We start from the raw sequence: 21,899 nt of genomic DNA, 5'->3' as shown, positions 1-21,899 counted from the left end.
GAAGGATATGAAGGATATGAAGGATATGAAGGATATGAAGGATATGAAGGATATGAAGGATATGAAGGATATGAAGGATATGAAGGATATGAAGGGATACAGTATGACTGCCGTAGTAAACAGAACACAAAAAAGCCGCCGAGCATATGCCCAGCGGCTTTTTGAATATCATCAAATTATTTGCTGTACAATTCGACGATAAGAGTTTCGTTAACTTCGATCGGAAGTTCTTCACGTTCCGGCATACGAGTGTAGGTGCCTTTGAAAGCGTCAAGATCTTTTTCGATGTAAGGAAGTTCGAAAGAACGAAGTTCCTGGAAGTTAGTTTTGAACATTTCGTTGTCACGAGATGCTTCGCGAAGTTCGATAACATCGCCCGGTTTGCAGTGGTAGGACGGAATGTCAACACGACGACCGTTAACCAAGATATGACCATGGTTTACCATCTGACGAGCCTGACGGATGGAGTTACCGAAACCAATGCGGTATACCAAGTTGTCGAGACGGGATTCCAACAATTTAAGCATGTTTTCACCCGTAACGCCCGGCATCTTCTTAGCTTTATCATAATAGCGTACGAACTGGCGTTCAAGCAAGTTGTAGTATGCTTTAACTTTCTGTTTTTCTAATAACTGTGTGCCATATTCAGACATTTTTTTCTGTCTCTGGTCCTTTTTTACACGTTTTAACGCTTTGGAATGACCGAAAACGTTTACACCGAAACGACGGCAAAGCTTAAAGCGTGCTTCTCTTCTCGTTGCCATGTGATTATCACCTCATATAAAAATTTTAAACCTGTACCACATATAGGTACCCGATAATAATATCATATTTAACGGATACCTGGCAAGGTATTAATTGAATATAAGGAATAAGGCGCTGAGAATGGAAGGACATAAAGAGAAAATATAAATTTTTTAGATATCCCATATAAAATGCATGAGTAAATTAGAATCATATGCTATAATAAGAAAAGAATACATACAGCCGGTAATATTATCATTTAAGTTGATAGTTAATGGTTAAGTTGATAATTGATGGCTGTAATTGTGGTGATGATGCTTAAGTGGCTGCATAAAGAGGCAGTAGTCTGTTTGGTAGGTTGTGAACGAGGAGCGGATAATTATGGATGAATTACCGACTTTACAAGAATTACAAAGCTTTATAACATATAGCAAAATGGGCAATTTTACGTTGGCCGCACAGGCAGCGAACATTACCCAGTCTGCCTTCAGTGCGCAGATGAAAAAATTGGAACGCTTGGTAGGGGTACGCCTTATTGCACGTTCTACCCGCGGTAGCCAGTTAACGCCGGAAGGTGAAAAATTTTTGCCGGAAGCAGAACATATTATTGAAACATTGGAGAGAGCAATCCATAGTATTCGACTTGCCAATAAGTTAGAACGCCCGATTTTGAACGTTGGCATTTTGCGGAGTATCGGCGATGTGCGCATGAACCAGTACGTTGCATACTTTCAACGGCGCAACCCGGACTTTTCCATTTCCGTATACGATATGGAAGAGGAAGAGATGCTTTTGGATCTTAGGGAAAACCGCATAGATATCGGCACCTGTTACTTGCCGAACAACAAGGACATGAGTGCCTATGAAAGCGTGGCTTTGCGCGAGGACTCAGTAGCTTATTTTGCACCTAACCGTGAAGTAACGGGACCGATTACCTGTGAAGAAATGTTGACCTATCCATTGGTTATGTACCCGCCGAAATATTTCATGAGTCAGCGTCTTAAGTTTTATTTTTCGGAAGAAGGGCGTCAAGCATTGCCGCAGACCATCCGTTTGTCAAACCCCTACGCAATGATTGATTATTGCAAGAAAAATTCCGCAGGTGCATTAATATCCAAGAGCTTATTGGAGTCCTTAGGAGAAACGGAAGGCATTTATCCGTTGGCTAAACCGTTGTTGTTGCAGGTATGCTTTGTATATCGTAACAATAACTCAAAGTGGGAAACAATGAAAACCTTTATGGATTATATCGGGCAACAAGCCAATACGTTGTAATATATTCTCCTGTTATGAAAGTATATACAGATGTGATTACACTCGGCATCCTTTTTAGGGGGCCGAGTTTTTATTATCATAAAAATTTATATCAAATATATGTAAGTTGAGTTATACATTAAACCAAATAAAGACTATAATCGTTGGCGTTACGTAACAATGATAATAAAAATATTTGATTTAGTATGATTGAGATTTTACAGAGTGAGGATGATAGCATGAACAGCAGCAAAGACAGGCTGTGGACCGCTGCCTTTATATTGGACACGGTCGTTAACCTATTGATTTATCTAATTTATTATTTGTTAATGGTTATTATTACCGTGGTAGCAAAAGACAATCTGCAAGCTTCGTTGGCTGAAGCCGGATTGGCATCGGGTATTTTTATTTTGGGCACCTTAGTGGCTAGGCTGTTAGCCGGCCGTTTCGTTGAGGAATATGGTTGCAAGAAAATGCTATATGCCGGTTTGGGCATCTATCTGATTACTACTGTATTTTATTTTTACATGCCCAATCTGTGGGTACTGTATGTGGTGCGCTTGCTAAACGGCATTGGTTACGGCGTGGCTTCAACGGCAACCAGTACGATTGTGGCAGCGATTGTTCCGGCATCGCGCCGCGGTGAAGGCATTAACTATTACGGCCTAAGCACTAGTTTGGCAGCAGCAGTGGGACCGTTCTTGGGGATGCTTCTTATCAACTTGACTGGATTTTATTTCATTATCAGCTTATGCGTATTTTTGATTGTTCTCTGTTTGTTGGGAACGATGGGGATTCAATTCAACGAACGGGCATTGCATAATGATGCGGCGGAAGAACGCCATGGCATGCGCATTTCGGATTATTTGGAACCGCTAGTAGCACCGATTGCCATCGTTGGTCTTTTCATGGGCTTTTGTTATTCCAGCGTACTCAGCTTCATGGCTGCCTATGCCCGCGAAATTAATTTAGTAGAAGCGGGGACTTTTTTCTTCGTCGTTTATGCCGTTGTTATTACTGTAACGCGTCCGCTGTTGGGCATTGTCTTTGATCGCAAAGGTGAAAACTTCGTGCTCTATCCATGCTACATTGCATTGGCTATCGGCTTATGGCTGATCAGCACGGCGCAGTCCAGTGCAGCTTTGCTGTGGGCCGGTGTATTCGTCGGCCTTGGCTACGGTACATTTATGTCAAACGGACAAGCTGTTTGTGTAAAGCTTGTACCGCTGAATCGTGTAGGGGTAGCTACATCGACGTACTTTATTACCTTGGACCTCGGCCTTGGCGTAGGCCCGTACATGCTTGGTTTTGTTCGTCCTAGCCTCGGTTTCTCCGGCGTATATGATGTAACGGCCGTGGTCGCTTTAGGATGCTTTGTCCTGTATTATCTTTTATACGGACGCCATGTGGGAAAACCGTCGCAGGATATGGTGCAAGGTGAAACCGGAAATGCAGTGGATCACGATGCAGCAGATGTAGCTTTGTGTGGTAAAGAGCAAGCACAACATTAATATTGCCGATAAATCTATTGACAAGAAACAGTTGTTTCAGTAGAATATAGCTATCAATTACAAATGTATAACAGTGATGATAGAAGAAAGTAGTTGTCTTGCTTGTGCGCAGAGAGCCGTTGGTTGGTGGAAAACGGAGACGAGGGGGCAGTGAAGTTCCTTCTTGAACTGCATGGCTGAATTAAAGTAGGCTGTGCCGGCGTAGCTGTCGTTACTAAAGCTGTGAGTTGGTCGATTCGAGATAAGTAGGGTGGTACCGCGGATATATCCGTCCCTTGGATGCCACCCTTTTTTGGTAGAATCGTCAATGAGGGTGGTACCGCGATTCGTCATCGTCCCTTGGAGGGGGCGATTTTTTTATTGGTAATTGATAGTATGGTTGAAAAAGACGAGAGAAGACACACTGCTAGCCCCGGCGGTGGAAAGGAGAACACACATGATAGTATCGGCAGTGGTAGTAGGATTGTATGTATTGGTTTTGTTGTTAATTTCGTTGGCCGCTAAACGGCTTAGCACGGGGAATGCAGAGAATTATGTATTGGCGGGACGGCGTATGACAACGCCGTTGATTACGGTATCGATTGTAGGTTTAGCCGTCGGCGGTGCGTCTACCATCGGCGTAGCGGAACAGGCGTATGTGCATGGCATTTCGGCCGGCTGGTATACGGCGGCTTGGGGCATCGGTGCTATTGTTATGGGAATGGTAGTAGCTAAGCGATATCGGAGACTCAATATTACAACGATTCCGGAAATGTTGGAGCGCTATTACGATAAGAAGAGTATGATAGCCGGAATTGCCATTCAGATTTTAGTACAGCTTTGTGTAATGAGTTTGCAGTACGTAGCCGGTGGTACCATTTTGGCGGCATTGTTGCCGGGTATTTTTGATATGACCACAGGAATGATTATGAGTGCTGTTGTATTTATCGGCGTTACGATGATGGGCGGTATGTGGTCGGCCAGCATTTCTAATTTACTTAATGTTACGTTAAAATATGCAGGTATAGCTTGCGCTGCATATGTAGCGGTACAGTTAATGGGCGGTACGGCGGCTATTGCACAGGCAGCCCCCACGGCGGTTACTCTGGATCTCGTAGACGGCGTAGGCAGTATGACAATTCTTACTTGGATTGTTACCTTGATTACCGTAAATTTATCTTTGCAAAGTATTATTCAAATTTCCTTAGGTGCTAAAACCGTAGGTGTGGCTCGTAAAGGATTTGTGTTGGGCGGGTTGTTGATGTTGCCTATAGGTTTCGTCAGTGCGTACCTCGGTGTTATTGCTTCGGAACTTTACCCCGGCATGAGTCCTACCTTGGCATTACCGCAGTTGATTATGTCATTGAACCCGCTGCTGGCAGGAATTACGTTGGCGGCTTTATGGGCAGCGGATGTAAGTACGGCATGTAATTTACTCTTAAGTTCGGGCACATTATTTTCGCAAGACATTTACAAACGCTTTATCAATCCTTCCGTAAGTGAAGCTAATTACACGCGAATTACGAAAGCATCGGTTGTGGCCATGGGATTGTTAACATTTGTGTTTGCTCTTACCATTAGCGGAATTATTGCTACGCTGATGCAGGGCTTGAGTTTGATGGCGGCCTTTTCGGTGATTGTATTGATGACACTTTTTGCTCCGCGTTATTGCAGTAAGGAAGGTGCATTCTATACATTGGTAATGGCAGTGATTACCCTGTTGGCATGGAATTTTGTGCCTGCTGTCAGAGTGGTGCCGCATGTGATTTATTTGGAATGGATCGTTTGCGGACTGACCTTTGGTGTTAGTGCTTTGGTCAGTCGTCGACAAATTGTAGTAGACGAAGAATTGGAACACGCATCCATCTAATATATAAGAATCTATTAAATTAACATACAATAAAGGCTCTTGGTAGCTATTGGGGGATAGCTGCTAAGAGTCTTTGCTATTTGTGAAAAGAAAACACATGGGTTGAAAGTGTGGCAGAAGAAATCATCAAATAAATTTAAAAAGGCACTTGCATTGCCCTATATGATATGCTATACTATCAATGTTGTTGCGGGACGTAGCGCAGTTTGGTAGCGCGCCTGGTTCGGGACCAGGAGGTCGCAGGTTCAAATCCTGTCGTCCCGACCACTTTTTATACGAGTGGTTATGATAACTTGATACGATACAAGCGGTTCGCCGAATAGAGGTAACTGCGAATATCGGGGCATAGCGCAGTTTGGTAGCGCACCTGGCTTGGGACCAGGGGGTCGCAGGTTCGAATCCTGCTGCTCCGACCACGTATGCGGGTGTAGCTCAATGGTAGAGCCCCAGCCTTCCAAGCTGGTCGCGAGGGTTCGATTCCCTTCACCCGCTCCATTTTTTTATGCGGATAAAATAATATATAGTATAGATATGACGGTGATGTATGTGTTGAGCATATATCATGTTGTAGCATATGGTCCAGTAGCTCAGTTGGATAGAGCAACGGCCTTCTAAGCCGTGGGTCGGGGGTTCGAATCCCTCCTGGATCACCAGACATGGACGATTAGCTCAGCTGGGAGAGCGCCTGCCTTACAAGCAGGATGTCGGCAGTTCGATCCTGTCATCGTCCACCATGGCTAAGAGCCTTGCATGTATGTGCGGGGCTCTTTTTGTATGATTGGGTACTGACAACCGATTACAGGTGAAAAGTAGGAAGTGAGTGTATGGTGGGACCATCGCGTATTGATATGCTTCATGGGCCGCTATGGCGGCCTTTGTTTAATTTTGCTATTCCGGTAGCGATGATTGGCATATTGCAGCAATTATTTAATACAACAGATATTTTTATTTTAGGACGTTTTGTGGGTACGGCCGCATTATCGGCAGTGAGCAACGACATACCTATTATTGGCATATTGGTTACCTTATTTATCGGTGTTTCCTTAGGTTCCAATGTTGTCATTGCACGTTATATGGGAGGCCGAAAATATCGGGCGGCTTCTGTGGCTATTCATACTACATTGGTACTGGCGGCATTGATAGGCATCGGTTTTACTGTGTTAGGTGAGATGGTGGTTACGCCGGTTATTCATTATATGGATGTACCGCCGGAAATAATCGATGATGCAGAATTATATCTGCGGGTGTTCCTATTGGGAATGCCGGGGATGGTCATGTATGATTTTGTGTCGGCGATTTATCGAAGCTACGGAAATGTCCGAACTCCTTTATTGGCGTTGCTACTGGCCGGTATCTGCAATGCTGTGGCAGATATTATTGTGGTATCCCTTGGGTGGGGGTTACTAGGTGTAGTCGCTACTACGGTGGCAGCCAATTATGTGGGACCAATTCTACTGTTGCGGCTATTGCGATATGGGCATGGGGTGTTGCATATCTATCCCGGTGCGTTTCATCTTAATAAGGCAGATGTAAAAGAAATTTTGCGTATCGGTATCCCGGCAGGATTGCAAGGTATGGTATTCAATGTGGCCAATATGATTATTCAAGCAGCAATTAATAATCAAGGGGCTGAGGCTATGGCAGCTTCCGGTGTGTCCCTGGTTATGGAGATGAACACGTATCCGTTTATTATCGCTTTTGGTCAGGCGATTACAACATTTACCGGACAAAACAATGGAGCCGGTAATGAAAAACGCAGTCATGAGGTGGCCTATTACGGAACGTTGTTAAGTTTTGGCTTTACCGCTGGTATGACCGTGGTGGCTTTGATATTAGCACGGGTATTTCTTCAGTTCTTCGGACTTGATGAAGAAGCCGTTGAGTTAGGTGTGACCAGATTGTATTTGATTGTGGGCTTTTACTTTCTGTGTACAATTTATGAAAGTTTATCCGCGTCGATGCGTGGCTTTGGACATTCCCTGGCACCGGCTATTGCCATGACCATTGGCATTTGTATGACTCGTGTTGTTTGGATTTATACAATCTGTGAAGTCTATCCTTCGTTCACAATGATTATGTATTGCTATCCTGTCAGCTGGTTAGCCGCAGATATTTTAATCGGTGCTATGTACTGGCGCATGCGTATGCAATTGAAAAGACGGATGGCTATTGCATAAAGAGAAACGTGCAGCAGAGGCAAGTACAGCAGAGGTAAGTATAGTAAAGGGAAATATAATAAATGGAAATATAATAAAGTAGTAAGAGCATACAAGATGAAATTACAGTAATCGTGTGTAGGATCGCTGTAATAGCCGATAAGGCGGCAACAGATGAAGATATTCATTTCTGTTGTCGCCTTTTATATTGGAATTTGTGGTAGTATATAGGTAACCGAATTTTGGTGTTAGTTAAAGGAGGAGTATGAACATGAAAACGGTTAGGATTGTCGTATCTATGTTAATGGTATTGTGTTTTGGCGTGTTTATGGCATCAGCTTCGTCAATAGTGGGACATAAGATTCCCGATAATTATATGACGGTGTTAGGGGTGCCTATGGGCGCTAAAAAGGCAGACATAATCAGAAGTTTAGGCGAACCGACGAAAACTCAATTTCGCCTTGTACGTGGCGAAGGGACATATATACTAAGCTATGGAGGAACGGATTTTTATTGTTTGAAAGGTGAGGAAACGGAAGATAATGCTCAATTAGTAAGGGTGATTCTTACAAATCGTGATGCAGCTATAGTCGGTAATATAGCGGTAGGTGATTCTATTACAAAACTGGCAGAAGCAGATATTTTTGATTTCCAACCGGATAGAGTACATCATTCCGATAAGGATAGAAGAAAAGCGACGATTTTTTATGGGCAATATATCCCACGAACTGATTATATGTCAGGCATCTGGTTTCAATTGTATAAGAACAATAAGGGTGAGTATATAATAACCGAGATCGATATTGAACGATAATGTAAAATGGATGGGGAATAAAAAGAATTGCTGAAATGATAAATCTATACGATGAAAATTACATAACCTAAGGAAAACGTTAAATAATCTAAAGAAGAATATAGCCCTGTATACGTGGTGTAGCAACTTTTTATGAATATTGCCAACCATATGCAGGGCTGTTTGTATGTTTAGATACTTTTAATAATTACCTATTTTATATTAACTTATCAATCTCGGAGCTGTACATAATACGCTTGCCGAAGAAAGATTCAATGAGTTCAACGGCGAGTTAGCTTGTTTTATTTTGAAAATATAGAATTGAATTTACTTCAACAACTTCTTCCAGCGTGTATACGATGATGCCATGTTTACGAAGAAGCATAGCTTCACCTCCGTCAAGATCGCGAGCACCAACGATAACGACGCGCTTAGGAGCAATTTTTTCCGGTAGCGCATACTTTTATTGGCCGTATTTATACCGACGGGGACATGAATGTGACAGAAGAACCACTCTCCTTAACAGCTCGGAATAGAGCTTACACCTGTAATATAACGAAAAAGATAGGCAAAGTAAAATACGAATGTAGAATGATATTGTACAAAATTAATATAATACTGGCTATGATATCGCAAAGTTGCATTTAACTTTACCTATGATTTGCAGTAAAATAAAACCGTATAAGCTTAGGTAAGTGGATTACATAGGTCGGCGTATAGAGAAATAGCAGCCGCGTAATCCACTGTATAGGTTAGTAGTAGGTAGAAGAGGAGATGGAATTATGGCAGGTGTCAGTGAATCCGTAAAAGCAGCGCTTATTGAGGGATATCCTAAATTTGCGGAAGCGACAAAACAATTTTTTGATAAAACATTAGCGCCCGGTGATTACAAAAAGATTTCCGGCGGTCAAGGGTGCTATGGCGAACATGGGGCTAACAGCGTAATGCTACGCCTTCGTTTTGCCGGCGGTGCTATCGATAAAACACAGATTAAATTTTTGCTTGATGCAATGAAGGAACATCCGATTACGTTTACGCATATTTCGACGGGACAATCCTTACAGCTTCATCACTTAGATGCAGATACGGTGATTGACTTATTCCCGAAAGCACATGCTGCAGGCATTTATACCCGTGGGGCCGGTGGGGACAATCCGCGTAATATGACGGGGGCTCCTCTTCGCGGTGTAGGTAAGGGCGCAGCCTTTGATGTTACTCCTTATTTTACAGCGGCACAAAATTATTTGATGACGTTGGTTACGACGTTAAAATTACCGCGTAAATATAAAATTGCGTTTTCCTCCGGTTGTGAAAACGAAGGTCATGCTACGTGTAAAGAATTAGGATTCATTGCCGAACAGGATGGAACATTCACTGTATATGCCGGCGGTGGTTTGGGTGCCAATCCGAGAGTGGCTACGAAGGTGGCTGCCGGAATAGATCCTAAGGACGTGCTGTACTATATGTATGCTATGGGCAAGCTTTACGAAGATTTTGGCGATTACAAAAATAAAGCGCGTGCTCGCAGCCGTTACATTGTAGAACGCTTAGGGGCCGATGAATTTATTCGCGTGTTTAACGAATACGTAGCTAATGCAAAAGAAACCCAGCAGCTAGATATCGTACCGGAAGTAGCCGGCGTCACTAAACAGGGTACCGGCGTACCTACGACGAAGCGCGCCGTGGAACAAAAGCAACCGGGATTGTATTATGTAAATTACCATCCGTTCGGCGGAGATCCGGATGCGAAGACCTTCTTACGTTTATTGGAATATATTTATCCGTTGCAGGATGTTACTTTGCGTCTTAATACAGATGAATCCATGTATATTATTAATCTGAATGCCGAAGAAGCCGACGAAGTGGCTAAGATTGTGGAAGCCGATAATGCTACCACCGATTTTGATACGTCCATTTCCTGCGTTGGTTGCACGGTATGTCAGATTGGTTTGCGCGATTCTTCCGGTATGCTTGCCAAGATTCGTGATGCCGTGGTAGCAGCAGGCGACGTAGATGAAGCTCTGTTACCGCAGATCCGTGTATCCGGTTGTCCGAACTCCTGCGGTGCTCATGAAGTAGGTCTTCTCGGATTACAAGGCTTTAGTAAAAAAGTAAATGATGCGGTAGTGTCGGCCTTTGCTCTTAGCATGGATGGAAGTTGTGACTTGCACGATACAAAATTGGGTAATCGTGTAGCGGTAATTACCGAAGAAGAACTACCGGTGTTCTTTGTTGAGTTGGGACGCATGTTGACGACGGCGAAGACTCCGTTTGCACCATGGTATGCAGCACACAAGGATGAATTTATGGCCTTGGTCAAAAAATTTGACTAAGACGATTGATGTGAGCGTGCATCTATGATTGGAACTTTTGTAAATGTGGCAGCCATTATTATCGGTAGCCTTATCGGTAGCGTCATAAAGTCAGGCTTAGGCGAGAAGTATCAAACGATGCTGTACGATGCCATGGGGATGGCCGCAGTTGGTTTGGGACTGGCAGCGGTTATTCAAAATTTACCGCACAGTACCTATCCGGTTCTTTTCATTGCCAGTCTGGCTATCGGTGGGACATTGGGAACCTACTGGGATTTGGAACAGCGTTTTAAAAATGTAGTGGCACGCCTTGGCAAGCGTGGACAAGAAACGGATGCGAATCGGTTGGGCCAAGGTTTGGCAACGGCGATTATGCTATTTTGTATTGGTACCTTGTCGATTTTAGGGCCTATTAACAGTGCCCTTTACGGAAATCACACATATTTATTTACCAATGCGACGCTGGACTTTGTTACATCCATGGTATTGGCGACCACCTATGGATTGGGAATAGCATTTGCCGCTGTCGTACTCTTTGTGTGGCAAGGGTCCCTCTATTTGTTGGCGCATCAGTTGGTGACGGTTCTTGACTCGGTGCTTATGACTGAAATCTCCATCGTCGGTGGGTTCTTGATTTTCGGATCCGGTCTTGCTATATTGGGACTCAAGCCGATTAAAAGCGTGAATATGTTGCCGGCATTGCTCGTGCCCGTCATTTGGGTAATCATTGTTAGCTTGTGGAAGTAAAATATAGAATAAAGCGATACTCAGATATCTAAGAGGTCAGGTCTTGTGAATGACGCTCTTGCGATGTATGAGTATCGCTTTTTTTGAGGAAAAATAGCGGTGATGGTTTTGAATAAGTAAAAAAATTTAACAGGTACTGATGATAGAGTGTTTGACGATGTAATGGAATTACCCCGTTGTTCTGATTAGAAAATAGGTGAGCAGAAGAAAATATAATTTTGATAATAGAATATTGAGATGAATAATACAACAAATTATTGTGATACTATCGCTGTTTTAATGTTTCACAATATAAAAGATGGATGATAAATTGTAATTGAAAAAATAATCTATAGGTATATAGGAGGGCTGGTTATGAAAGACAATAAAATTACAGATGCGTATTATACTGGGCTAATGAATGCAGTGGGGTATGATAACAGTGATTTGGAAAAACCTATAATAGGTATTGTAAACTCTTGGAATGATGTAAACCCGGGGCATAAACCTTTTAAGGAGCTGGTTCAATATGTCAAAGAGGGGATATGGGCAGCCGGTGGTACACCAGCTGAATTCGGAGTACCAGCACCTTGCGATGGAATCTCGCAAATGATAGGGATGGAGTATGTGCTGATGCAACGAGATTTAATTGCAGCATCTATTGAAGCAATGTCTAGAGCGCATGGTTTTGATGGGTTAGTATTCTTATGCTCATGTGACAAGATAATCCCTGGAATGTTAATGGCAGCAGCGGCACTTGATTTGCCATCTGTATTTTTAACGGCGGGCAGTATGATTCCTTTTCGTACTAATGATAATGTCTATGCTACACCTGATTTGAAAGAGTTGATAGGAAAAAAACAAAATGGCAACGTTACAGAGGAGGAATTTCATTATCTAAAAAGAAATATATGCTTTTCTTGTGGGACTTGCTCTATGTATGGTACAGCCAATACTATGGGAGTTTTTTTAGAAGTAATAGGATTATGTCCTTTCGATTCTACTACAATGCTATCTGCTTCATCTGAAAAGATTAGACAATCTAGATTTGTAGGAAAAAGAGTTGTTGAATTTGTGAAAAAAGGAATTACGGCTAAAGATTATTTAACAAAAGAGGCCATTGAGAATGGTATTATGCATATTTCAGCAACAGGGGGATCGACGAATGCTATTATGCATATTATGGCGTTGGCTCAAAAGCTAGGGACAGATATGACTTTAAATGACTTTGATCTGGTGCAGAAAGGAGTACCTGTTATTGCTAAATTTAAACCATCATCTCAATATACTTTGCAAGATTATCACATGGCGGGAGGTGTTAGACGTAGTTTAAAGGCTATAGATAAATTTTTGAATGCTGATACTCTTACTTTCTCGGGCCGTACGTTAAAAGAAGAATTAAATAATATTGTAGAGCCAGATAATGTAGTAATTCATACGTGTGAAAATTCACTTTTGGAAGATGGGTGTTTCTCTATACTCTATGGAAATCTTGCGGAAAAGGGGTGTGTTGTAAAAAAGAGTGGCGTTGACCCTAAAATGTTTGTTCATACAGGACCAGCTGTTGTATTTGACTCTGAAGAAGATGTAGTAAAGGAATTTACTAATAGAACAATTGAACCAGGTTCAGTTTTGGTTATACGATACGAAGGACCTAAAGGAGGACCAGGAATGCGAGAAATGTCTATCCCTGCTGCGATGTTAGTAGGAATGGGATTACATACATCTGTAGCTATGATCACAGATGGGAGATTTTCAGGGGCATCTAGAGGACCTTGTGTTGGACATATTACACCGGAGGCTTGGGATGGTGGAAATATTGCGATTGTGGAAAATGGAGATATGATTACGATTGATTTGAATAATAATTATATACATCTTCATATAAGTGAGGAAGAAATACAACATAGAAAAAAAGCATGGAAACGTCCATATAAGCCTGTAAAAGGCTTGTTGGGTGCTTACCGAAAATCAGTTGGAAGTGCAGACGAAGGTGCGGTATGGTTAAATGAAGAATAGGAGGGAGTATTATGTTAATCATTATTCCATTTCTTATGGGATTGATAATTATGCTAGTACTTATGATAAAAACTCGAATAGGTCCTTTTATGTCAATGCTGATTGGGGCCATGATTATTGGCATTGGATGTGGAGTTAGTGCTAAAGAGACTATTAGTGCAATATCTAGTGGTTTTGGAGGTATTGCGAAGAGTATAGGAATTGTAATCATTTTTGGGGCTATATTGGGCGAATATTTGGAAAAGTCTTATGCGACAGAACGAATAGCAAAAACCTTATTAAAAGCAACGGGAAAAGAAAATGCGGATATAGCACTAAGCAGTACAGGGTTCCTAGTGAGTATTCCTGTATTCTGTGATGTGGCTCTAATTATGTTGGCTCCATTGGTTAAAGCGGTATCTAAACAAAGTGGGCGCAAATTGGGGGTTTTGGCTGTAGCCTTAGCCTTATCACTTTTAACAACAAATACATATGTAGCACCTACTCCGGCACCTATTTCAATAGTATCAATATTAGGAATTGATTTAGGAGAATCTATACTATGGGGGTTACTAGTTTCGGCATTTGCATGTATTGCTATTTTAATATTTTGTCGACTTTATTTAGATAAAAAACCTGAATCATGGTATGGATTATCTGCACAGGCGGATTCATCAGAGTTTACAGAACCGGAAAAAGAAAAGAAAAATTTACCTACTTTTAGTCAGGCTGTATTGCCAATTTTAGTGCCTATTGCATTGATATTGCTAGCAACCACATGTAAAATGATATTGCCGAAGGATTCTTATGTTGTAGGTCTCACCAGTGTTTTAGGAGATAAAAATATAGCTTTAGCATTTGGAATTGCAACGGCTGTAGTTATGTTGTATAAATATCTACCAAGTGGAGAAGTTTTTAAATCTATGAGTAACGCACTGACATCATCAGGACCAGTTATTTTTATCACTGCTGCTGGTGGAGCGTTAGCTAAAGTAATAGATTTAACAGGTGCAGGAAAAATTTTTGCCACCTCACTATCGGACATGTCGTTACCTATAATTATTATTCCATTCCTAATTTGTGGCTTTTCAAAATTTGTTCAAGGATCTTCGTCAGTGGCTGTAATTGTAGCTTCAACATTGACCTTGCCTTTGATAGAGACAGGTTTAATAGATCCTATTGTAGCTTTTATTTCTATTTGTGCAGGAAGTGGTTTTGGATCACATGTTAATAATAGTTATTTTTGGGTATTTGCGAATCTATTTGGGTACGATACTAAAACTTCATTGAAAACTTTGTGTTTAGGTCAGCATATTATGGCATTTGCAGGATTACTTGGAGGTTATTTAATAAGTTTATTTAGATAAAGGGGGAGGAGTTCAAATGATGAATATGCATAAATTATTTCTTTATGCTGCGGAGGAAGAGAATTTTACAAAAGCGGCAAAAAGAGCTTTTGTGACACAACAGTGCCTTAGTAATAATATTAAGCAGCTAGAGAAAGAAATGAATGTTAGTTTATTCACAAGAACTCCCCATCTTCAAATAACTTCAGCTGGAAAAATGCTTTATGAGACTCTTAAAAAAATAGAGCTATTAGAAAGAGATTTAGAAACTAGATTGGAACTAGTAAGAAGTGAGTCCATGGGAAGTATTCATTTGGGAATTAATGCTTCAAGAGGAATAGTTTTATTACCTGATTTATTTAAGATGTATCAGGAAAAATATCCCAATGTTAAAATTGCTGTTACAATGGAAGACAACGTATATCTGGAGCAGATGATGTTAGATAATAGGCTAGATATTTTTTTAGGGGTTAATTTTCAAGGAAATGAAATGCTGGATAGTGAAATAGTGTCAAAAGACACTCCTATGCTATTGGCGACGAGTGGATTTATGGATTTATGGGCAAGAGATGCAATAGAAGGAGACTATATATTTGGAGATATTATTGATTTACATAAGTATTTAGGGCTTCCATTAGTCGGAAATAGAGTTAGTAGTACTTTTTCGGCCTTGTGTGAGAGATATTTGGCATATCACGATATAGAATATCGTAAAAGTTTATTTGTCAGTGATTATGGTACTCAAATTGAATTATGTGGAAAATCTTTAGCAGCAGCATTTATCCCACAATCAATTTTAGAATTAGTAGAACGATATAATAAACTTGCTGGGGAGAATGAAAAATTGATAGCATTTAGATTGAAAGATTTTGAAGAAGCTGTGGTACTCTCGATAGTTAAGCCTAAGTATAGGCAAGTGCCTAAGTATTTAAAAGATTTTATCGATATACTAAAGTCTGAGATTATGAGAAAAGATCAGTATATACACTCGGTCAGAGGACGAGGATAGATTGATTGTTTATGAAAGGTACTGTATCATAGCTAGGCATTTGTTTTTAGTATGAATCGTTGTTTTAAATGATTAGTGACTTTATTTGGGCGTTTAGGTTGTAGCTATTTTCTAATATAAAGGTATTTTTGTACGATAGGTATTGGTTTTAGTATGTTTGCTTTGATTACAATACAATGGTGATTGTTATGGATTCTTTAGGATATGTAGTATCTACATCATCTGTTACAAGTATAGTGCGTTTAGATGCTTAGCAAAATATATTAATGTATAGTACGAAGATATAAAGCTTACTAATGATTTGACCTAATTTTGACTAGTGATTTGTATACTAAGATCACGATTAGGAGGTTAGGTTAAGTTAGGAGTGACTTATATGGATCAAAGGCAAATTTTAAAAAATGGGATATGGGAGCTTACAGACTTAGGTAAGGCAGCTATTACAGCAGTAAAAAATGATTTTACTGAGGCTACAAGGCCTATTAGTTATGCAGGAAGAGATTGGAAACTATGGGACATTTCTAATCTTTGGATAGGTATTATAGTTTCCATTGCTGTATATCAAGTGGCCAGTGGTTTACTTGTTGCGGGAATGAATTGGTGGCAAGCACTTATCACAATTGTTTTAGGCCATACGATTGTAATGGGAGTAGCGATGGTGATTGGGCACTTTGGAACACGCTATGGATTAACGTATCCTTTGCTTAGTAAACTGATTTTTGGTAGGAAAGGAATGGTCTTCCCTGTCATTGTTCGAGGTATCCTGGGGGTGTTTTGGTTTGGTGTTCAGGCTTGGATTGGTGGTCAAGCTGTGAACATAATTATATCAGCCATATATCCGGCATGGCAGGATGGTGGCTTTACTACTTTGTTTATATCATTCCTTATATTCTGGTGTATGAATGTGTATATTGCTGCTTCGGGAAGTAAGGCTGTTAAGATTTTGGAAGGTATATCCGCGCCTGTTCTTATTGTACTTAGCTTGGTAGTAATCGTTTGGGGAATGGATGTAGCTAATTGGAATTTAGATACATTGCTAAGTGCCAAGGTTGTACAATCAAGACAAGGTATTGATTTTTGGACGTTGTTTTGGCCAGCCTTATCAGCTATGATTGCTTTTGACGGAGGCATTGCATTATCTATTACAGATTTTACACGTCATTGTGTTAATCAAAAAAGTCAAATATGGGGTCAGATTATTAGTGCCCCTATCATGACTGGTTATATTGCCTTCGTAGGAATATGCGGTACAGCAGGTGGTTATTTAGCATTTGGAAAGGAAATATGGGAGCCTGCAGTATTAGTGGGAAATTTTGAAAGTTTATGGGTGCGATTAGTCTTTTCTGCATTCATTATAATGGCAGTGTTGACTACTAATGTGGCAGGCAATTTGATACCGCCAACAAATATTATTGCAGCAGTAGCCAGGGGAAAAGTCGGGTATAAGATGGCTTCCTTCATTGCTGCGGTGTTAGCATTGTTTGCAAGACCGTGGGATTCGCTGTCTAGTGCCTATCATTTAATTTTTGAAATTACTCAGTTGTTAGGTGCCTTGTTGGGACCTTTGTCAGGTATCTTTGTTGTGGCGTATATATGTGAGCACATGAAATATGTTGAGTATGTAGATTTATTCAGAATAGAAGGTGGACGATATTCATATTCTAGAGGATGGAATGTACGGGCCGTAAGTATTTTCCTTCTTATTACAGCTATTATTTTTATTAGTCGCATAGTACCATCAATCGAGTTTATATTTAATAATGCGTATGTATATGGAACCATAGCATCTGGCTTACTTTATTATATAGCTATAAAAATTAAATAACGAAAAAAGCCCGAGTTTGGAATATACCTTACTCGGGCTTTTTTAAATTAATGCTTCTATCTCTGCCTTGGCATCTAGGAGCATTTTTTTTATTTGATTTATTTTCTCTTCGCTACGACGAAATAGGGGAATACTCACACTAAGGGCGACTTTTTTCTTCCCGATTAGGCTGATAGGAATAGCATAGCAACATAGATGAGGCGTTACTTCCTCACACTCGTAACAGATGCCTTCTTTTCGAAAATGTTGAAGTTGAGAGTAGAGATCTGATATGGAGGTTATTGTATTTGGTGTTTTTGATTCTAATGTGGGAGGTAAAACTTTTACTAAATCGTTTAAAGTATAGTCTAATAACAGAGCCTTTCCTAGGGCTGTACAGTGTGCGGGCAAGCGTTTCCCTACATAGGAAATGATGCGGATAGGAAGATCGGCTAAAGGTTCTTCTTTCAAGATGTAAAGGACCTCACCTCCGTCGAGAATACCTGCTTGGCATATTTCGTTTGTTTCTGCGGCTATATGTTTCATTACGGATTTTAAATGAGGAATAAGTTCGTTGGTTTGATCATAAGCTGCAGATAAATAGTAAGTGCTTATACCTACTGTGAATAAACCATTTTCAGGATTTAAATATAGAAAATTTTGTAAGGTCATTTCGTTAAGTATTGGGGATAAGGTACTTTTAGGAATATTTAGGGCCTTAGATATATCAGTAAGAGTCAGACCTGATGGATGGGATGCCAAAATGTTGAATATATTTAAGACTCGCTCGGTAGGTTTATGGGACATATCTTTCCTCCTATCTAGTCGTAGAATTTGCAACTGTACCAAATATTATAGCAAAGTGTAGAGAAAAATAAAAAAAATTATTAGTACGTGGAATAAAATTCACAATATATGTTGAATAATCATTGACATAATACTTTTTTGTAATTACAATAAAAGCATGGAATTCGTATATAAGAATTTATAGTTCGTATATAAGAACAAAAGGAGGAGAAACGGAATGTCTGTTAAGAATCTATTTAGCAATGAAAACCATGCAATTTATAAAGCGGCTACTCATGCGGAGGGGCCTAAAGGAAAGCTACCTTTGACACCTTCATTGCTTAAGGAATCTCCTAGTGGAAATATCTTTGGCATGACGATTAATGCAGGGATGGGATGGAATCCTGACGAGTTGGCCAATGGTGATGTAATGTTAATAGGCACTAAAGGCGGTATGCGAGGTGACGATAATGAAACGGTTGCAGTTGGTTTGCATAATGGGCATTTTGAATTAGATATTCAAATGGATGTAGCGGCGAGAACAATTAAAGAGATGGGATTAGTGCCACATGCTACATTCGTAACAGACCCCTGTGACGGTCGCAGTCAAGGTACAACAGGAATGTTCGATTCATTACCATATAGAAATGACGCTTCCATTGTTATGCGTAGACTAATACGATCTTTGCCAACAAGAAAAGCTACTATGGGGTTTGCTTCTTGTGATAAAGGTTTGCCGGCTATGATGATGGCACTGGCGGGGATGCATGACTTACCAACTATTCTAGTTCCTGGCGGTGCTACATTGGCTCCTAATGAAGGTGAAGATTTAGGCACGATTCAGACAATAGGTGTTCGTTATGCGAATGGGGAGCTTTCCTTGGAAGATGCTTCACGACTGGGGTGTAGTTCTTGTGCATCAGCTGGTGGTGGATGTCAATTCTTCGGAACAGCAGGTACCTCTCAAGTTATTGCTGAAGGTCTTGGATTAGCACTTCCTCATTCAGCATTGGCACCGTCAGGTCAAGAAATATGGAAGGATATTGCAGCTAAGTCAGCACGCGCTGTTTTGCAACTAGCAAAAGCAGGAATTACGACAAAGGATATTATTACAGACAAAGCAATAGAAAATGCGATGATAATTCATGCTGCTTTTGGTGGGTCTACAAACTTGCTTCTTCATTTACCGGCCATAGCTCATGCGGCGGGATGTAAAATGCCAACAGTGGAAGACTGGTCTCGTATCAATAAAGAAATCCCGAGATTGGTCAGTGTATTGCCAATAGGTCCTGTGAACTATCCTACCGTAGATGTATTTATGGCTGGTGGAGTACCGGAAGTAATGCTTCATTTGCGTAAATTAGGTGTTCTGCATGAAGATGTATTGACGGTTACCGGCAGTACATTAAAAGAAAATTTAGATTGGTGGGAAAACTCTGAACGTAGAGTTGCTTGTCGTAAACAATTATTAGAGGCCGATAATGTTGATCCTAATGAAGTAATTTTTACACCAAGCAGGGCAGCGGAAAGAGGAATCGGCTCTACTGTTACATTCCCTGTTGGCAACATTGCTCCGGAAGGGGCCGTTGTAAAGTCAACAGCTATAGATCCCAGTGTTATTGATAAAGATAATGTTTTCCGTCATACGGGGAAAGTTAAGGTCTTTGCATCAGAAAAGGCGGCTATAAAAGCATTGAAAAATGCGGGAACAATAGTTGCAGGGGATATTATGGTTGTCATGGGCGGAGGTCCATTGGGAACAGGAATGGAAGAAACCTATCAGTTGACATCGGCACTTAAACACCTTCCTTTCGGAAAGCATGTATCCCTTATCACAGATGCACGATTCTCTGGAGTATCGACAGGAGCATGTTTTGGTCATGTTGGACCGGAAGCTTTGGCAGGTGGCCCTATCGGTAAGTTGCGCGACGGTGACATAGTAGAAATTATTGTAGATATGAATAAATTAGAGGGTAGCTTAAACTTTATTGGTACAGAAGATCATCCTTTAACTTATGAGGAAGGGGCAGAAGAGTTAGCTAGACGAGAAACAAATCCCGATGTTAAGCCTGATGATGATTTACCGGATGACACCCGTTTATGGGCTGCACTGCAGGATGTTAGTGGAGGTGCATGGAAAGGCAATGTTTATGATGTGGATAAAATTATCGAAGTATTGGAAGCAGGTAAGAAAGCATTAGGTTTGAAAAAATAACTACGAAGGAGTAGATTACTATGCCATTAATAATTACTGCTGTAGCAGTGGTGCTTTTAATAGTACTTATTTCTGTATTTAGGTTAAATACATTTATATCCCTTATGTTGGTGTCAACGGGAGCGGCATTAGCTTTTGGAATACCTATGGCTAAAATAGCTACAACGCTTGAAGCAGGTATAGGGAGTACATTAGGACATATTGCACTGATTTTTGGGTTAGGTGCCATGCTCGGTCGTTTAGTAGCTGATGCCGGTGGGGCACAAAAAATAGCGCTTAGCCTTATACGAATTTTTGGGGAAAAGAAAATTCAATGGGCTGTGGTAGTGGCATCCTTTATCGTTGGTATTGCTATGTTCTTTGAAGTAGGATTAGTTCTGTTGCTTCCTATTATTTTCTCGATTGCAAGAGAAATGAAGGTGAACCCTTTATACTTAGGAATTCCTATGTTGTCCTCGCTATTAGCAACTCATTGCTTTTTGCCTCCGCATCCAGGACCTACTGTTATCGCCGGTGAGTATGGAGCAAATTTAGGAACGGTACTTGTGTATGGGATTATTGTTGCTGTACCTACGGTTGTATTAGCTGGTCCAATTTTTTTGGCTATTGCAAAACGGTTAGTCCCGTCTGCTTTTAGTAAACAAGGTGATATCAAGGCTCTTGGCGAAGTGAAGTCGTTTAGAGATGAGGAGATGCCCGGTTTTGGAATTAGTATTCTTACGTCTATGCTGCCGGTCATCTTGATGATTATAGCGACATTGGCTCAAACTATAAAATTGGCAACGGGAATGCATGGGTCTGTGATTTTACAATTCGTGGAATTTTGTGGACAGCCATCAATTGCCATGTTGATATCCATTGTAATTGCTATGTATACTATGGGTATTAGAAGAGGAATATCTGCAAAGGATATTATGGGTTCATGCGCATCCTCTATCGCAGCTATTGGAATGATGTTATTGATTATCGGCGGTGGCGGCGCGTTTAAGCAGGTGCTTATTGCCGGTGGCGTAGGGAAGTATATAGGAACTTTCTTTGCTAATAGTTCATTTTCGCCAATTTTACTGGCATGGATGGTAGCAGCGATTCTTCGTATTGCTTTAGGATCAGCAACAGTAGCAGCCCTATCTACCGCAGGTTTGGTAGTGCCTGTGTTAGGGGCTTATGATGTCAACTTAGCATTGGTAACACTGGCAACAGGTGCAGGTAGTACGATAGCTTCGCATGTAAATGATGCTGGGTTTTGGATGGTTAAAGAATATTTTGGTCTAACATTGAAAGAAACTTTTGCTACATGGACTGTGCTAGCAACATTACAATCGGTACTTGGGCTAGTATTTATTATGATTTTAGCAGAATTTGTATAAGCGATGATTTAGTATAAGAAAGGTGATAT

General features: G+C 40.8%; 16 protein-coding genes, 5 tRNA genes and 1 other annotated feature. Of the genes, 19 read left to right on the top strand and 2 right to left on the bottom strand.

What is annotated here, in order from left to right; translation table 11 throughout:
- Positions 1 to 202: hypothetical protein (locus G344_RS12310; RefSeq protein ID WP_478201830.1), on the top strand; the 202-nt coding region annotated here is incomplete at its 5' end.
- Here the strand turns inward: G344_RS12310 and rpsD are convergent.
- Entirely contained in the window at positions 177 to 764 is a 588-nt protein-coding gene (gene rpsD, locus G344_RS0101545) for a 30S ribosomal protein S4 (protein WP_028254651.1), read from the bottom strand. The two genes, G344_RS12310 and rpsD, sit on opposite strands and share 26 nt — an antisense overlap.
- Positions 765 to 1,125: 361 nt before the next feature.
- Here rpsD and G344_RS0101540 point away from each other — a divergent pair, with 361 nt between their 5' ends.
- The 16 genes from G344_RS0101540 to G344_RS0101465 all read left to right on the top strand — a co-directional run bounded on the left by G344_RS0101540 (position 1,126) and on the right by G344_RS0101465 (position 17,523).
- Positions 1,126 to 2,019 (top strand): LysR family transcriptional regulator, encoded by an 894-nt coding sequence (locus G344_RS0101540; protein ID WP_028254650.1) that lies wholly within the window; start codon positions 1,126 to 1,128, stop codon positions 2,017 to 2,019.
- Between the two features lie 218 nt (positions 2,020 to 2,237).
- The gene (locus G344_RS10420) at positions 2,238 to 3,509 is read left to right on the top strand and encodes an MFS transporter (RefSeq protein ID WP_071838077.1); all 1,272 of its coding nucleotides are present in this window, start codon (positions 2,238 to 2,240) and stop codon (positions 3,507 to 3,509) included.
- A gap of 67 nt (positions 3,510 to 3,576) precedes the next feature.
- Positions 3,577 to 3,788, top strand: a binding site (T-box leader).
- Between the two features lie 157 nt (positions 3,789 to 3,945).
- Positions 3,946 to 5,358: a sodium:solute symporter family protein gene (locus G344_RS0101530; protein WP_028254649.1), complete on the top strand. Its 1,413-nt coding sequence runs from the start codon at positions 3,946 to 3,948 to the stop codon at positions 5,356 to 5,358.
- 190 nt (positions 5,359 to 5,548) lie between these two features.
- Positions 5,549 to 5,625: transfer RNA gene (locus tag G344_RS0101525), tRNA-Pro, on the top strand.
- A 72-nt stretch (positions 5,626 to 5,697) separates the two neighbouring features.
- A tRNA-Pro gene (locus G344_RS0101520) sits at positions 5,698 to 5,774 on the top strand.
- A 5-nt stretch (positions 5,775 to 5,779) separates the two neighbouring features.
- A tRNA-Gly gene (locus G344_RS0101515) sits at positions 5,780 to 5,853 on the top strand.
- Between the two features lie 81 nt (positions 5,854 to 5,934).
- Positions 5,935 to 6,011, top strand: a tRNA-Arg gene (locus tag G344_RS0101510).
- Between the two features lie 5 nt (positions 6,012 to 6,016).
- Positions 6,017 to 6,092, top strand: a tRNA-Val gene (locus tag G344_RS0101505).
- A gap of 90 nt (positions 6,093 to 6,182) precedes the next feature.
- Complete coding sequence (locus tag G344_RS0101500; RefSeq protein WP_028254648.1) at positions 6,183 to 7,535, top strand: MATE family efflux transporter; 1,353 nt, start codon at positions 6,183 to 6,185, stop codon at positions 7,533 to 7,535.
- A 250-nt stretch (positions 7,536 to 7,785) separates the two neighbouring features.
- On the top strand, positions 7,786 to 8,328 hold the full coding sequence (locus tag G344_RS0101495) for a hypothetical protein (RefSeq protein WP_028254647.1): 543 nt from the start codon (positions 7,786 to 7,788) through the stop codon (positions 8,326 to 8,328).
- 761 nt (positions 8,329 to 9,089) lie between these two features.
- Entirely contained in the window at positions 9,090 to 10,640 is a 1,551-nt protein-coding gene (locus tag G344_RS0101490; RefSeq protein WP_028254646.1) for a nitrite/sulfite reductase, read from the top strand.
- A gap of 24 nt (positions 10,641 to 10,664) precedes the next feature.
- Positions 10,665 to 11,366, top strand: a complete 702-nt coding sequence (locus tag G344_RS0101485) for a DUF554 domain-containing protein (RefSeq protein WP_028254645.1) — start codon at positions 10,665 to 10,667, stop codon at positions 11,364 to 11,366.
- 354 nt (positions 11,367 to 11,720) lie between these two features.
- A complete protein-coding gene (gene ilvD, locus G344_RS0101480; RefSeq protein ID WP_028254644.1) occupies positions 11,721 to 13,364 on the top strand; it encodes a dihydroxy-acid dehydratase in 1,644 nt (547 codons plus the stop codon).
- Positions 13,365 to 13,375: 11 nt separating this feature from the next.
- Positions 13,376 to 14,710 (top strand): GntP family permease, encoded by a 1,335-nt coding sequence (locus tag G344_RS0101475; RefSeq protein ID WP_028254643.1) that lies wholly within the window; start codon positions 13,376 to 13,378, stop codon positions 14,708 to 14,710.
- A 16-nt stretch (positions 14,711 to 14,726) separates the two neighbouring features.
- Positions 14,727 to 15,698, top strand: coding sequence for a LysR family transcriptional regulator (locus tag G344_RS0101470; RefSeq protein ID WP_028254642.1), 972 nt, complete (start codon positions 14,727 to 14,729; stop codon positions 15,696 to 15,698).
- Positions 15,699 to 16,074: 376 nt separating this feature from the next.
- Positions 16,075 to 17,523: an NCS1 family nucleobase:cation symporter-1 gene (locus G344_RS0101465; protein WP_028254641.1), complete on the top strand. Its 1,449-nt coding sequence runs from the start codon at positions 16,075 to 16,077 to the stop codon at positions 17,521 to 17,523.
- A gap of 42 nt (positions 17,524 to 17,565) precedes the next feature.
- Here the strand turns inward: G344_RS0101465 and G344_RS0101460 are convergent, their stop codons facing one another.
- A complete protein-coding gene (locus tag G344_RS0101460) occupies positions 17,566 to 18,309 on the bottom strand; it encodes an IclR family transcriptional regulator (protein ID WP_028254640.1) in 744 nt (247 codons plus the stop codon).
- A 217-nt stretch (positions 18,310 to 18,526) separates the two neighbouring features.
- Here G344_RS0101460 and G344_RS0101455 point away from each other — a divergent pair, with 217 nt between their 5' ends.
- Together G344_RS0101455 and G344_RS0101450 are read left to right on the top strand one after the other, a co-directional pair.
- Positions 18,527 to 20,503, top strand: coding sequence for a YjhG/YagF family D-xylonate dehydratase (locus tag G344_RS0101455; RefSeq protein WP_028254639.1), 1,977 nt, complete (start codon positions 18,527 to 18,529; stop codon positions 20,501 to 20,503).
- A gap of 20 nt (positions 20,504 to 20,523) precedes the next feature.
- The gene (locus G344_RS0101450; RefSeq protein WP_028254638.1) at positions 20,524 to 21,870 is read left to right on the top strand and encodes a gluconate:H+ symporter; all 1,347 of its coding nucleotides are present in this window, start codon (positions 20,524 to 20,526) and stop codon (positions 21,868 to 21,870) included.
- The last annotated feature ends 29 nt before the right edge of the window (positions 21,871 to 21,899 follow it).

The organism is Veillonella magna DSM 19857, assembly GCF_000428745.1.
GTDB lineage: Bacteria > Bacillota > Negativicutes > Veillonellales > Veillonellaceae > Veillonella_A > Veillonella_A magna.
The sequence above is the reverse complement of the archived record's forward strand: the minus strand, read 5'-3'. Positions and strand labels throughout refer to the sequence as shown.

Coding starts and splice junctions, on each gene's coding strand:
- rpsD (WP_028254651.1), bottom strand. CDS start 764: ATGGCAACGAGAAGAGAAGCACGCTTTAAGCTTTGCCGTCGTTTCGGT.
- G344_RS0101495 (WP_028254647.1), top strand. CDS start 7,786: ATGAAAACGGTTAGGATTGTCGTATCTATGTTAATGGTATTGTGTTTT.
- G344_RS0101485 (WP_028254645.1), top strand. CDS start 10,665: ATGATTGGAACTTTTGTAAATGTGGCAGCCATTATTATCGGTAGCCTT.
- G344_RS0101500 (WP_028254648.1), top strand. CDS start 6,183: ATGGTGGGACCATCGCGTATTGATATGCTTCATGGGCCGCTATGGCGG.
- G344_RS0101475 (WP_028254643.1), top strand. CDS start 13,376: ATGTTAATCATTATTCCATTTCTTATGGGATTGATAATTATGCTAGTA.
- G344_RS0101540 (WP_028254650.1), top strand. CDS start 1,126: ATGGATGAATTACCGACTTTACAAGAATTACAAAGCTTTATAACATAT.
- G344_RS0101455 (WP_028254639.1), top strand. CDS start 18,527: ATGTCTGTTAAGAATCTATTTAGCAATGAAAACCATGCAATTTATAAA.
- ilvD (WP_028254644.1), top strand. CDS start 11,721: ATGAAAGACAATAAAATTACAGATGCGTATTATACTGGGCTAATGAAT.
- G344_RS0101530 (WP_028254649.1), top strand. CDS start 3,946: ATGATAGTATCGGCAGTGGTAGTAGGATTGTATGTATTGGTTTTGTTG.
- G344_RS0101460 (WP_028254640.1), bottom strand. CDS start 18,309: ATGTCCCATAAACCTACCGAGCGAGTCTTAAATATATTCAACATTTTG.
- G344_RS0101490 (WP_028254646.1), top strand. CDS start 9,090: ATGGCAGGTGTCAGTGAATCCGTAAAAGCAGCGCTTATTGAGGGATAT.
- G344_RS0101465 (WP_028254641.1), top strand. CDS start 16,075: ATGGATCAAAGGCAAATTTTAAAAAATGGGATATGGGAGCTTACAGAC.
- G344_RS0101470 (WP_028254642.1), top strand. CDS start 14,727: ATGATGAATATGCATAAATTATTTCTTTATGCTGCGGAGGAAGAGAAT.
- G344_RS10420 (WP_071838077.1), top strand. CDS start 2,238: ATGAACAGCAGCAAAGACAGGCTGTGGACCGCTGCCTTTATATTGGAC.
- G344_RS0101450 (WP_028254638.1), top strand. CDS start 20,524: ATGCCATTAATAATTACTGCTGTAGCAGTGGTGCTTTTAATAGTACTT.